The 13,293-nt window shown below is 59.7% G+C and carries 8 protein-coding genes and 2 pseudogenes; all 10 read left to right on the top strand.

Going from position 1 to position 13,293, the window contains the following annotated elements:
- Positions 1-117: 117 nt before the first annotated feature.
- Positions 118-1,374: a tyrosine-type recombinase/integrase gene (locus KL771_RS00740; RefSeq protein ID WP_261967072.1), complete on the top strand. Its 1,257-nt coding sequence runs from the start codon at positions 118-120 to the stop codon at positions 1,372-1,374.
- 306 nt (positions 1,375-1,680) lie between these two features.
- Positions 1,681-2,144, top strand: a pseudogene (locus KL771_RS00735) (transposase); the annotation flags it as partial.
- Positions 2,136-2,309: pseudogene (locus tag KL771_RS00730) on the top strand (TrbI/VirB10 family protein); the annotation flags it as partial. The pseudogenes KL771_RS00735 and KL771_RS00730, both read left to right, overlap by 9 nt.
- A 1-nt stretch (position 2,310) precedes the next feature.
- Positions 2,311-2,541: a DUF2274 domain-containing protein gene (locus KL771_RS00725; RefSeq protein ID WP_261966651.1), complete on the top strand. Its 231-nt coding sequence runs from the start codon at positions 2,311-2,313 to the stop codon at positions 2,539-2,541.
- Between the two features lie 425 nt (positions 2,542-2,966).
- Positions 2,967-3,218: a helix-turn-helix domain-containing protein gene (locus tag KL771_RS00720; protein WP_261966650.1), complete on the top strand. Its 252-nt coding sequence runs from the start codon at positions 2,967-2,969 to the stop codon at positions 3,216-3,218.
- Positions 3,208-6,069, top strand: a complete 2,862-nt coding sequence (locus tag KL771_RS00715; RefSeq protein WP_261966649.1) for a DEAD/DEAH box helicase — start codon at positions 3,208-3,210, stop codon at positions 6,067-6,069. Before KL771_RS00720 ends, KL771_RS00715 begins: the two co-directional genes overlap by 11 nt.
- Before the next feature lie 3 nt (positions 6,070-6,072).
- Entirely contained in the window at positions 6,073-7,887 is a 1,815-nt protein-coding gene (locus KL771_RS00710; RefSeq protein ID WP_261966648.1) for an AIPR family protein, read from the top strand.
- The gene (locus KL771_RS00705; RefSeq protein ID WP_261966647.1) at positions 7,884-9,575 is read left to right on the top strand and encodes a site-specific DNA-methyltransferase; all 1,692 of its coding nucleotides are present in this window, start codon (positions 7,884-7,886) and stop codon (positions 9,573-9,575) included. The genes KL771_RS00710 and KL771_RS00705 overlap by 4 nt, the downstream gene beginning before the upstream one ends.
- On the top strand, positions 9,572-12,247 hold the full coding sequence (locus KL771_RS00700) for a DEAD/DEAH box helicase (RefSeq protein WP_261966646.1): 2,676 nt from the start codon (positions 9,572-9,574) through the stop codon (positions 12,245-12,247). The genes KL771_RS00705 and KL771_RS00700 overlap by 4 nt, the downstream gene beginning before the upstream one ends.
- Entirely contained in the window at positions 12,244-13,158 is a 915-nt protein-coding gene (locus tag KL771_RS00695; RefSeq protein WP_261966645.1) for a restriction endonuclease, read from the top strand. Before KL771_RS00700 ends, KL771_RS00695 begins: the two co-directional genes overlap by 4 nt.
- Positions 13,159-13,293: the final 135 nt, after the last annotated feature.

The raw sequence follows: 13,293 nt of genomic DNA, 5'->3' as shown, positions 1-13,293 counted from the left end.
GGGAAGGCAAGCTAGTACGCTGTTTTATCACGATTATTCATGTTGATCGACGGTATTGGACTTGACGGTAAAAATGGAGGTCGAAAAGCGTTCTCGATCGTCAACGAGGCCGTCTCCATGCTTACCGAGATGGCCATCAAGAGGCTGAAACCAAAAGATAAATTATACAAGGTGGCCGACCGTGACGGTATGTACGTTTCCGTCGCCACGACAGGCCAAATCACCTTCCGGTACGACTACCGTCTGAACGGTCGCCGGGAGACGCTGACGATCGGCCGCTATGGCGCCGATGGCCTTACGCTCGCCGAAGCCCGCGAGCGTTGCATCGCCGCTCGCAAGCAGGTGGCGGAGGGGCTATCCCCCGCCCACGAGAAACAGCGCGACAAGCGACGCAAGGCCATGGAGCGCAGCTTCGGTGCGGTGAGCGCCTTATGGATCAAGGACGCGCGCATGGCGGAAAGCACCCGCTCGATGCGTAAGGCCATCCTCGATCGTGACATTCTCCCCACCTGGAAGAACCGCCTTCTGACCGAGGTGACGCCGGATGATCTGCGCCAACTCTGCGCTAAGGTGAAGGAGCGCGGCGCCCCCGCGACCGCCATCCACGCCCGCGACATCGTCAAACAGATCTTCGCCTTCGCCATCCTGCACGGCGAGAAGGTGCCGAACCCGGCTGACGAGGTCGGGCCGGCCTCGATCGCGACCTTCCAGCCGAAGGACCGCGCGCTGTCGCCGGCCGAGATCAAGATCATGCTGCAGCAGATCGAGCACGTGCCGACCCTGCCGACGATCCGTCTTGGCTTGCGCCTGATCCTGCTCACCATGGTGCGCAAGAGTGAACTGCAGGACGCCATCTGGGACGAAGTCGATTTCGAGAACGCCGTCTGGACCATTCCGAAGGAGCGCATGAAGCGGTCGAAGGCGCACAACGTCTACCTGTCGCAACAATCGCTCGACATCCTGATTGCGCTCAAGACCTGCGCCGGCAACTCGCGCTACCTGCTGCCGTCCCGCTACGACGCCGACGCCCCCATGTCGCGCGCCACCTTCAATCGCGTGACCACGGCCGTCGTGGCGCAAGCGAAGAAGGAGGGGCTGCCGCTGGAACCGTTCACGGTGCACGACCTGCGCCGGACCGGCTCGACGCTCTTGAACGAGATGGGTTTCAACAGCGACTGGATAGAGAAGTGCCTCGCCCATGAGGACGGGCGCTCATCGCGCGGCGTCTCCAACAAGGCGGAATACGAACCGCAGCGCCGGCATATGCTCCAGGAATGGGCCGACATGATCGACGCCTGGGTGAATGGAGAGAAACGCGTGCCGACGCTGTTGCCGCCCTCGATGGCGTTTATGGGCGGTCGGGGGGAAGGCTGACTGTAAGCCGGCGCGTTCTATGCCTAAGCCAAGTGGCTAGGCGGTATTCGATTTCCGTCCGGCGAAGAGTGCGGGCGGCAATTGAGAATCGGGCAAAATTCTGAGCGCCCGGCTTTTTGGCGTTTCCTCCGCCAGACTGTTACGTCCGGGATGGGGGCAGGAAGGAGACTCCGGTTTCGAACGACCCAGCCTCTGCCGAACTAGGTTGGCCGAATCTCACCGCTCGGTTTCTGCCGCCACCGATTGGCCTGCTGCCGGTTTCACGGACACCGAGTTTAGGTGTCATGATGGAATCGGAGACTTCGAATGGTACGCAGACGTTTCAGCAGAGAGTTCAAGTTGGAGGCCGTGAGGCTGGTCCGGGAGCGCGGCGTCAGCGTCGCGCAGGCGGCGCGGGATCTTGACCTGCACGAGAACCAGCTCCGCAAATGGGTCAAGGAATTTGCCTTCGATCCGGCTCAGGCGTTTCCTGGTCAAGGCCAGATGAAACCGGAACAGCTCGAGATCGAGCGACTTCGACGTGAGGTGGCCAAGCTCAAGGCGGAGCGCGACATTCTAAAAAAAGCCGCGGCCTTCTTCGCGAGGGAGTCGACATGAAGTTCGGCTTCATCGCGAAACACCGAGCGATCTGGCCGATCAAGTGGTTGTGCGAGGCGCTCGGTGTGTCGCTTTCCGGCTTTCACGCTTGGCTGACGCGTTCGCCGAGCCGTCGAGCAAGAGAGGATGAGGCCCTGTCGTCGAAGGTCCGTGCGAGTTTTCTCGACAGCGACATCATCCGCGCGCTGCGCAACGGCGCGTCCGACAGCATCAACCAGACCGGCCAGCAGATCGTGCAGCGTCAGCTCAACATTGCCCCGACGTTGACCATCCGGCCGGGCTTCCCCGTCCGCGTGATCGTCACCCGCGATCTCGTGCTTGAGCCCTACGGAGGTTGAGATGGCAAAGCTGAAACTCGGCCCGATCGCCGACGACAAGCCGGTAAAGGTCACGCTGGAGCTGCCCGCCAGCCTGCATCGGGACCTGACCGCCTATGCCGAAATCCTCGCCCGCGAGGCAGGCCAAATCGCCTCGGATCCTGTTCGCCTGATCGTGCCCATGCTGGAGCGGTTCATCGCTACTGACCGGGGGTTTTCGAAGGCGCGGCAAGTCAAGCCAGACGCGCACTGATCACACGAAGCAATCGAGGTCTGATATGCCGGCTTCACTTCAACATTTAGCGCAGCAGGATCATGGGGCGGCATCGCTACTGTGACTGCTCAATCAAAGCGCGGCAGGGCGAGACCGGGTGCAAGGGCCGAGCGATCCAGATCGGAGGCTTCGTCGCCAACCAGTTGAGGTCCGGCTACTGGAGGACATCCTCGCCACGACCGTCGGCAGGAGCAATCGGAACGCCGCCGCCAGCTCCCATCATCGTCTGGGGCCGACTCTCGACCGACCGGCTGCACCGCTAGAGATCCGTCGGATGCCCCGCCGGCACCGTTCTGATCGAATGGGGCGTTTCCAACCAGCTTCCTCTCAAATTCGTGGTGGAAGCTAGCTTTTGCAGGCGGACTCTGGCATCTTTTGCCAACCCCTAACCAGAGGCGCGGCCGATGCCCGATGAAATTCTTACGTTGCCGGAAGTGGCAGGCCTGCTGAAGGTGGCGGAGAAGACCGTCTATACGATGGCTCAACGCGCCGAGATTCCGGCGTTCAAGGTGAGGGGGCAGTGGCGGTTCAAGCGGGTTGATCTCGATGGTTGGATAGAGGCGCAGAAGGTTGTCCAGAACCCGTCGACGCCGAAAAATGACCCCAAGCCTTCGGACGATGAGGCGGCGGATCGTGGGAGTCGGGATGATCACTGACTTCCACGCAAAATACTTGGCTCACGAGCTGACAAAACGGTGCGCACCCGATAGTTCGGAACGTCTCGCGGGTGCGGTGGCCGGCGCTCAGGTCGATCTTAACCCGCATCAGGTCGACGCTGCGCTGTTTGCCTTCGCGTCGCCCCTTTCAAAGGGAGCGCTGCTCGCCGATGAAGTTGGCCTCGGGAAGACAATTGAAGCCGGATTGGTCATCTCTCAGAGATGGGCCGAGCGGAAGCGGCGTATCTTGGTCATTACGCCCTCAAACCTGCGCAAACAATGGCACCAAGAACTGAGTGAGAAATTTCTACTCCCCGGCGTGATCCTGGAGACCAAGTCTTACAACCAGTCCATTCGAGATGGATCTATTCAGCCTTTCGAAGTCAAAAATTCCATTGTGATCTGCTCTTATCAATTCGCGCGCTCCAAGGCGTCGGACGTGCAACGGGTGCCTTGGGATCTTGTCGTGATTGATGAGGCTCATCGGCTCAGGAACGTCTACAAACCTTCGAATGTCATTGCCAATACACTCAAGAACGCGCTTGCTCAGAAGAATAAGATCCTTCTGACTGCCACGCCACTCCAGAATTCGTTGCTCGAATTGTACGGTCTCGTCAGTTTCATTGACGAGCATGCCTTTGGTGACGTCAAGAGCTTCCGCGAACAGTTCGCGAATCCAGGCGACAAACGGAACTTTGAGGCGCTGAAGGAGCGCCTGAAGCCGATCTGCCACCGGACACTTCGGCGCCAGGTGACGGCATACATCCCCTATACACGTCGCCTGCCTCTGGTCGAGGAGTTTACACCCGCAGACGGTGAAGACCGCCTCTATCAACTTGTTTCCGACTATCTGCAGCGTGACAATCTGCAGGCGCTACCCTCTGGGCAGCGATCGCTGATGACGCTTGTCCTTCGCAAGCTGCTGGCGTCGTCGACATTCGCGATCGCAGGAGCCCTGAGTTCGATTTCGCAGCGTCTGCAGGCGAAGCTGGATTCGCACCCGGTCGCGAAACCTTTGGAGGATGAGCTTTCCGAGGATTTCGAAGCTCTCGATGCGACGGCCGACGAATGGCCGGAGGAGTCGGAAGACGAAGCGCTGACCGATGCCGATCGCAGAGCCATCGAGTCTGAAATTGCAGACCTCAAGTCTTTTGCCCAATTGGCGACGTCGATTGAGCATAACGCCAAGGGCAAGGCGCTCCTCAAGGCATTGGCCGTGGCGTTCGCGAAGGCGCGCGAACTTGGCGGTGCGGAGAAGGCGATCATCTTCACCGAGTCACGAAAAACGCAGGAATACCTTCAACGAATCCTCTCCAGCAGCCCCTATGCGGATGGCGTCGTCCTGTTCAATGGAACGAACACCGATCCGCTCTCGCGCGGGATCTACGTGCGCTGGATTGAGCGACACGCCGGATCGGATCGTGTCACTGGATCGAGAACCGCCGACATGAGATCCGCTCTGGTCGACTATTTCCGTGACGAAGGCCAGATCATGATTGCGACGGAGGCCGGAGCCGAGGGCATCAACCTGCAATTCTGTTCGCTCGTCGTGAACTATGACCTTCCGTGGAATCCGCAGCGAGTCGAGCAGCGGATTGGTAGGTGTCACCGGTACGGTCAGAAACACGACGTCGTCGTCGTGAACTTCATCAATCGCAAGAACGAGGCGGATCAGCGCGTCTATCAGCTTCTCTCAGAGAAGTTTCGGCTCTTCGAAGGGGTGTTCGGCGCGAGCGACGAGGTCCTGGGCGCGATCGAGTCTGGCGTAGATTTCGAGAAGAGAATTGCAAGCATTTACCAGGAGTGCCGCCAGCCCGAGCACATTCGGGCGGCCTTCGATCAATTGCAATTGGAACTGAGTCTCGAAATTGGCGCGGCCATGAGCCAGACGCGACAGAAGCTTCTCGAAAAATTCGATGACGAGGTTCGGGAGAAACTCCGTATCCGAGATGAGGATGCGAAGGTCTATCTCGATCGCTATGAGCAATGGCTGATGCGCCTGACCCGCCACGAGCTCGACGGATTGGCGACGTTTCACAACAATTCATCGTTCACTTTGCCTGAGCGGCCTGATTGGGCGAATGGTGCCACCATTCCGCCCGGGCTTTACGAGTTGCCGAGGCGATCCGGCGAGGCGCATACCTATCGTCTCAACCATCCTCTGGGCGAAGCCGTTTTGGCACGTGCGAAGGAACGTCCGCTCGTGCCGGCCGAGGTGCGTTTCGACTACGCCAATCATTCCGGCAAGATCAGCATTCTCGAACCTTACATTGGCAAGGCTGGCTGGCTGGTCGCATCCCTGATGACGGTTGAAGCGCTCGACGAAGCGGAGGATCACATCCTCCTCGCCGGCATCGCGGATGACGGCGATTTGCTCAGCAGGGAGGTCTGTGACCGCCTTCTGACAATTCATGGCACGCGCGGGCAGGATGTCACTCCCGACGGCGGGGTCATGATGCGTCTCGATCGGTCCCTGAGCGAAAGCCAGGCTCTGATCCGCAGAGGCGTGTCGGAACGGAACGCGCTGTTTTTCGAAGCCGAAGCTGACAAGCTCGATGGCTGGGCAGATGACCTCAAAGTAGGGCTGGAGCGAGAGATCAAGGAAATCGATCGGCTCATCAAGGAGGCCCGTCGTGCTGCCACGACCGCCCTGACCCTTGAAGAGAAGCTCGCGGGGCAGAAGCAGATCAAGACGCTCGAAGCGACACGCAATCAGAAGCGCCGGTCCCTCTTCGATGCGCAGGACCAGATTGACCGGCAGCGCGCCGAACTTATCGCCCAGATCGAGTCCAAGCTCGAACAGAAGGTCGATGTCGCGTCCCTTTTCACCATCCGCTGGACGTTGGATTGAATCATGCCCAATGCTGCGGAGAAAATTGCTCACATTGAAGCTGCGCTCCGGCACCGCTTCTTTCCGCTGGTGCCGGAACGCGCTCAGCGATGGACGGTTGAACAGCACGAAGTTGATCGTTGTTCACGTTCGCTCGCGGCCTATGCACTGTGCGGAATGTGCGGGATCGCGGATGCGACCGCCGCTGGCGCACTGGTCGACGGAAGTGATGATGGCGGGATCGATGCGCTTTATTTCGATCGCGCGCGGCAACGGCTCATCGTTGTCCAATCAAAGTACAAGCGCCCCAACAACGCCGATAATCCGCAGGGAACAGGCCCAAATCAGGCCGAGACACTCAAGTTCATCAATGGCACCAAGGCGCTCATGGAGCGGCGCTTCGACGGGTTCAATGCGGCGGTGAGGAACCGCTTGGACGAAATAGAGGAAGCCCTCGACACGCCGGGCGTGAAGATCTGCCTGATTCTGCCATTCCTCGGCGAGGCGTTGGACGTTCATGCGAAGGCGGATCTCGACGCTTTCGTTGCTCAATGCAACAACCTTTCCGACTGCATGAGCGCCGCCGTTGTTGGCATCACGCAGACCTATGACTGGATGGTCGCCGAGCAGGCAAACCAAGCCGTCGACGTCCGTCTCACCCTGGAGAAATGGTCGAGTGTGACCGCGCCGCGGAAGGCGGTCTATGGGCTGGTGAAAGGCCAGGACCTTGCGGCGCTCGTGACCGAGCATGGAACCGCGCTCTTCGAACGCAACATCCGGCACTATCTCGGTTCGGTCGGTGTGAATGTCGCGATTGAGGAAACGGTGCGACGGCGGCCGGAAGACTTCTTCTACCTGAACAACGGCATCACGGCTGTAACGGCTGCTATCACGCAGGCGCCAGGCTCCGCCGACCGTTGTGTCTTTGGTCTGGCGGCATTCTCCATTGTGAATGGCGCCCAGACCGCCGGCTCGATCACGACAGCATCGCTTGCGGCGGCGATCTCTGAAAACGCGAAGCTGCATATTACGATCATCGAGGTTCCGGATCCGGCCGATGATTTCGCCGTGCGCGTGACACGGGCGCGCAACTACCAGAATCAGGTGCGGGGCGTCGATTTCGCCGCGCTCGACCCCAACCAGGAGCGAATACGACAGGAACTCGCGGCAGTCGGTATTCGCTACCATTATCGACCGTCTGCGGAATCCCGGATTCGGCAGGACGATGCGTTCACGCTCGAAGAGGCGGCACTCGCGCTGGCATGCCTTGCATTCGTCGTTACGGACGGGCCGCGGAGAGGCCATCGCGGGCAGAACGCGATCGACTTCGTCGTCATTGCCAAGCGCGAGATCGGACGCATATGGGAACAGGAAGGTGCGATTTATTCCAATCTTTTCCCGGCATCGATATCCGGCATTCGGATCTGCCGGCTCGTCCGTATCTATCAGTTCATCGACCGCATTCTCGCCGGGAGCGAGCGGGCCGAGACGGCCTATGACCGCCGTATGTTTTTCCGACACGGCCGTTACTTCATCATGGCCTTCGTCGCCCATCGTCTGCCAAGGCTCATTGCGAAAGCGGCCCCCGGCCTAACCGCCGAAGAGGAGCGCGAGATATCGCAGGAGACCAATCACCTTTCGGAGGTAATCTTCGCGACCTCCCGGGCAATGCAAGTCGATCGCGGCTTTCTAGCCATCTTCCGCAATCTCACCGACGCGCAGCCGCTTGCCGAGAAGGTCCTTCTTCGACTGGCAGAGCTGGATGCCGCTCACAACCCACAGCCTCCTGCCAGCGCGGCTGCGCCGGCGCTCGCCCAAGCCGCCACGGACCAAGCATGACCAAAAAACAAAAGCTCGAACTGACCTGGGTAGGCAAAGAGAACCGGCCACGGCTGGAGCCGCGCATTCTGCTGGAAGACCCGGAGAAGTCCTATCACGCGAAGCATCGCGTGAGCGACGACGACATTTTCGACAACCGGCTGATCTTCGGCGACAACCTGCTCGCGCTGAAGGCGCTGGAGCAGGAGTTCACCGGCAAGGTGAAGTGCGTCTTCATCGACCCGCCTTACAACACGGGCAGTGCTTTCAAGCACTATGACGACGGCTTGGAGCATTCCATTTGGCTTGGTCTGATTCGTGATCGTCTCGAAATCATCAGGAGATTAATGTCCTCTGATGGATCTTTATGGATAACCATCGACGATAACGAGGTGCATTACCTAAAGATCGTCTGTGACGAAATTTTTGGTCGATTCAATTTTGTTGCAAACCTCGCTTGGCATAAGCGCGTTTCACCTGCCAACGATGCCAAATACTTCAGCGCGGATTTTGATCACGTGCTTGTCTATGCCGCAAACAAAGAAACATGGGCACCAAATCGACTCGACAGAACTGGACAGCAGCTATCGTATTACAAGAATCTCGACGAGGACCCCCGCGGGGCATGGAACTCGTCAGCCTATACATGCGCAAAGTCCGCAGAGGAGCGTCCAAATCTGTATTACCCTATTGTTAATCCGAATACAGGCCTTGAGATCTGGCCTAGCAAGACGCGTGTTTGGGCGTATGATCGGAACACTCATCAAAAAAATGTTGAGCAAAACCTAATATATTGGGGCAAAGATGGGCGAGGTACTATGCCCAGAATCAAAAAGTTCCTTGATCAGACGAAGAAGATTGTTCCACGTAGTATATGGTCGTACGAAGACGCTGGCCACAACCAAGAATCCAAGCTTGAAACTGAAAGACTTTTTCCTGGGGTGCCATTTGAGACACCAAAGCCAGAACGACTCTTGAAACGCGTTTTGGATGTGGCCACCAACCCCGGCGACCTTGTCCTCGACTCCTTCGCTGGCTCCGGCACGACTGGCGCCGTCGCCCACAAGATGGGCCGGCGCTGGATCATGGTGGAGCTGGGCGAGCACTGCCACACCCACATCATTCCGCGCCTGAAGAAGGTCATTGACGGTGAGGACAAGGGCGGCGTGACCGAGGTGACCGGCTGGCAGGGCGGCGGCGGCTTCCGCTATTTCAAGCTGGCGCCTTCGCTCCTCGAAAAGGACAAGTGGGGCCGTGAGGTCATCAGCAAGGCCTACAACGCCGAGATGCTGGCCGAGGCCTTGTGCAAGATCGAGGGCTTCACCTATGCCCCGAGCGATAGCGTCTATTGGCAGCATGGCACCTCGACGGAGCGTGACTTCATCTATGTGACGACGCAGACGCTGTCGCCGGAGCAGCTCGACGCCTTGAGCGAGGAGGTTGGCGAGGGATGCACGCTGCTCGTGCTCTGCGCGGCCTTCCGCGGCAATACGTCTGCCTGGCCCAATCTGACGGTGAAGAAGATCCCGAACCACATTCGCGAGCGCTGCGAATGGGGCCATGACGACTACAGTCTCAATGTCGAGAATCTGCCCAAGGCGCCGCCAGCCCGAGAAGCTTCGCCGCCCGCGCCGAAAACGACCGACAAGGCGTCGTCTCGTTCCGCCTCCCAGCCGGGCCTGTTCGATCTCGGGGGAGACGACCAATGAACCGTCACGTCAACGCCATCGCCGGCCGTCTCAGCTTGCGCGCCCCGCAGCGGCAATCCCTCGAAATTCTCGATCGTGTCACCGAACTGGTGCCGCCGCGAAAAGACTCCGATCTGGAGGCGGCGCTCGCGGCGATCCGAGCCGAATTTCCGAGCGTCACGGATTTCGAGCGCGACTTCCCTAGCCTGTGTTTCGCGCTGGCGACCGGCGTCGGCAAAACCCGGCTGATGGGCGCCTTCATCGCCTATCTGCACCTGGCGCACGGCCTCAACAACTTCTTCGTGCTCGCGCCTAACCTGACGATCTACAACAAGCTGATCGCCGATTTCACGCCCAACACGCCGAAATACGTCCTGAAGGGCATCGCCGAGTTCGCGATTTCGCCCCCGGTCATCACGACGGGCGACAATTTCGAGCGGCAGATCGCCAGCGGCGGCAATCTGTTCCCGGTCACCATCAACATCTTCAACATCTCCAAGATCAATTCCGAAGTGCGCGGCGGCCGCAGCCCACGCATGCGCAGTTTCCGCGAGGAAATCGGCAACAGCTATTTCGATTACCTCGCCGCCCAGAAGGACCTCGTCCTGATCATGGACGAGTCCCACCGCTACCGGGCGACTGCGGGCGTACGCGCCATCAACGAGTTGAAGCCGGTCATGGGGCTGGAGCTGACCGCGACCCCGTTTGTCGAGACGACACGCGGACCAGCGCCGTTCCAAAACGTGATCTTCGACTATCCGCTCGGCCGCGCCATGGCTGATGGCTTTGTGAAAGAGCCCGCGGTCGTCACCCGCGAGAACTTCGTCGCAACTGGCAAGTCGCCAGAGCAATTGCAGCAGATCAAACTGGAAGACGGCGTGCGCTTGCACGAAAGCGTCAAGGTCGAATTGGAGACCTATGCGCGACAGGCCGGCGAACGGATCGTCAAGCCCTTCATGCTGGTGATCGCGCGCGACACCACGCACGCCGCTGAGCTGATGACGCTGGTCAAATCCAACGCCTTCTTCGAAGGGCGCTATGCGGACAAGGTCATCCAGGTCGATTCCAGCGTGAAGGAAGAGGAGACGATCGAAAGGCTGCTGAAGGTCGAAAGCCCGGAAGAACCGACCGAGATCGTCATCCACGTCAACATGCTGAAAGAAGGCTGGGACGTCACCAACCTCTATACGATCGTGCCATTGCGCGCCGCCAATGCGCGTACGCTCATCGAACAGTCGATCGGGCGCGGCTTGCGTCTGCCCTATGGCCGGCGGACGGGTGTCACCGCCGTCGACCGGTTGAACATCGTCGCGCATGACCGCTTCCAGGAAATTGTCGACGAGGCGCGCAAACCGGATTCGGCCATCCGCCTCCAGCAGGTCGTGCTGACCGAAGGAGAGCTGCAGCAGAAGACGGTCACCGTCGAGTCCAGGCCTCAGCTCGCCGCCAAGCTTGGCCTGCGCTCCGATGCACCGGCTAACGGGGCGTCTGGTTTCGAGGAGGCGTCGGCCGAATTTACGCACGAAGAGCAACAGGTGGTTCGGATCGCCTATGATGTGATCCGCAAGATGGAGACCGAGCCATCGCGGCTGCCCAGCGTCGCACACCTACAGAAGCCCGAGGTGCAGGCAGCGGTTTTGCGCGAGGTTCAAAGCCAGTATCGGCCTGCCCAGTTGGAGCTGGATGGGATCGCCAAGCTACCCGACCTCACCGCCATCGTCGCCAAGACCGTCGACTTGGTCGTGCAGCAGACGATCGATATTCCCCGCATTCTCGTTACGCCGAAGGGCGAAGTGAAATCCGGCTTCCATCACTTCACGCTCGACCTGTCCCGCATGCGGTATGAAGTGCCGAATGAAACGCTATGGGCAGCGCATTTGCGGACGGGGCAAGTCGACCGCATCGGCCTCGGCGCCGGCAATATCGATGAGCAGCGGCTGGAGGACTATGTCGTCAGCGGCCTGATCGACTTCGACGACGTGGCCTACGACGAGCATGCCGATCTGCTCTACGATCTTGCGGCCCAGGTGGCGAACCATCTGTTGGCCACGCACCCGGAAGATGGCGTTCGCAAGATCCTGCGTCTCCACAGACAAGAGATTGCCCGCTTCGTTCATGCGCAGATGCAGAGCCACTTCTGGCAGGATACCGAGGTGGAGTACGAGATCGTCGTCACGCGCGGCTTTACCGAGCTGCGAAAGAGCGCCTATACGGCAGCGGCTGGGGAGGCGCCGCTCGATTTCCGTCAGTCCCCCGCGGACAAGGCCAACATGGCTCGATACCTGTTTGGCGGGTTCCAGAAGTGCCTATATCCCACTCAGAAATTTCAGTCGGATGCCGAGCGGAAGCTATCGGTCATTCTCGATCGGGAAGCGCAAAAGTGGTTCAAGCCGGCGCGCGGACAGTTCCAGCTATTCTATCGCAGCGGTACGGACCTTCAGGAGTATCAGCCGGACTTCGTAGCAGAAACAGATGACTGCATCTTGATGCTCGAACCCAAGGCATCAAACCAGATGACCGATCCGGACGTGTTGGCAAAGCGCGACTCCGCGCTTGAATGGTGCCGGCATGCGAGCGGTCATGCAGCGAGCTACGGCGGCAAGCCTTGGCGCTACGCTCTGATCCCGCATGACGCGATCGCGGAGAACATGACGCTCGTCGGTCTTCTACAGCAGTTCGGAGAGACAAGATGAGCATCCCAGACTACCAGTCGCTCATGCTCCCAGTTCTCCAGATTGCGGCGAAGGGGGAGACCTCCGTTCCGCTTGCGGAAGTGGAGATCGCGGCGATGTTTGCGCTCCCCCAGGAGGAGCGCGACCAGATGCTCCCGAGCGGCAAGCAGCGCGTCCTGCACAACCGGATCCACTGGGCTAAATTCTACCTGACAAAGGCGGGGTATCTGGAATCCCCCAAGCGTGGCCGGTTTGCCATCACTCCCTCGGGAACGGCTTTGCTCGCGAACCCGCCCACCAAGCTTGACACCCAACACCTGCTGTCCGTGCCGGCGTTCCGCGAGTTCTACCGGGCCGATCAACCTGAGGAGACAGTCGGCGCGACGACGCAAGGTGCAGCGCCCAGTGCGACACCCGAGGAAGTGATCGAGGCAGCGTTCAACGCCACGCAGGCCGCGCTTCGAATAGAGCTTTTGGAACGCATCCTCCAGAACGGACCGGGCTTCTTCGAGGGGCTGATTGTCGATCTTCTGGTTGCCATGGGCTACGGCGGTTCGCATCGGAATGCGGCGGCTCAACTCGGTCGAACCGGCGATGGCGGTGTCGACGGCGTTATCAACGAGGATGTTCTGGGCCTTGACCGCGTTTATGTGCAGGCCAAACGCTACACCCCCGGCACATCCGTTGGTCGTCCTGACGTTCAGGCTTTCACAGGTAGCCTAGTCGGGCTCGGTGCGACGAAGGGCGTCTTCGTCACCACCTCGATGTTTTCTCCGCAGGCAGTCGAGTTTGCCGCACGCATCCCGCAACGCGTCATCCTGATTGACGGGAAGAGGCTCACCGAACTCATGATCGAGCACGGCGTCGGCGTCCGATCGAGCCGCGTGCTGGAGTTCAAGCGTATCGACGAGGACTTCTTTGTCGAGGAATGACCGGCACGGTTGCCGCATTTCGCGGTCTTGCGTTCATGCCCAGTGCCTTCGATCTCCCTCTCTCGATGAACAAAGAGAACGCTGGCCGCCGCCGCGGCCCGGTCTCGACAAATTCTCTCTCCTGTTCGTTCAGCC

The sequence above is a fragment of the Prosthecodimorpha staleyi genome (genome assembly GCF_018729455.1).
Lineage (GTDB): Bacteria > Pseudomonadota > Alphaproteobacteria > Rhizobiales > Ancalomicrobiaceae > Prosthecodimorpha > Prosthecodimorpha staleyi.
Note: the sequence above shows the minus strand (reverse complement) of the source record. Positions and strands in the feature narration are given on the sequence as shown.

Bases quoted from the DNA above. Each gene is read 5' to 3' on its own strand.
- KL771_RS00715 (WP_261966649.1), top strand. From the start codon at position 3,208: ATGATCACTGACTTCCACGCAAAATACTTGGCTCACGAGCTGACAAAA.
- KL771_RS00725 (WP_261966651.1), top strand. From the start codon at position 2,311: ATGGCAAAGCTGAAACTCGGCCCGATCGCCGACGACAAGCCGGTAAAG.
- KL771_RS00710 (WP_261966648.1), top strand. From the start codon at position 6,073: ATGCCCAATGCTGCGGAGAAAATTGCTCACATTGAAGCTGCGCTCCGG.
- KL771_RS00740 (WP_261967072.1), top strand. From the start codon at position 118: ATGCTTACCGAGATGGCCATCAAGAGGCTGAAACCAAAAGATAAATTA.
- KL771_RS00695 (WP_261966645.1), top strand. From the start codon at position 12,244: ATGAGCATCCCAGACTACCAGTCGCTCATGCTCCCAGTTCTCCAGATT.
- KL771_RS00700 (WP_261966646.1), top strand. From the start codon at position 9,572: ATGAACCGTCACGTCAACGCCATCGCCGGCCGTCTCAGCTTGCGCGCC.
- KL771_RS00705 (WP_261966647.1), top strand. From the start codon at position 7,884: ATGACCAAAAAACAAAAGCTCGAACTGACCTGGGTAGGCAAAGAGAAC.
- KL771_RS00720 (WP_261966650.1), top strand. From the start codon at position 2,967: ATGCCCGATGAAATTCTTACGTTGCCGGAAGTGGCAGGCCTGCTGAAG.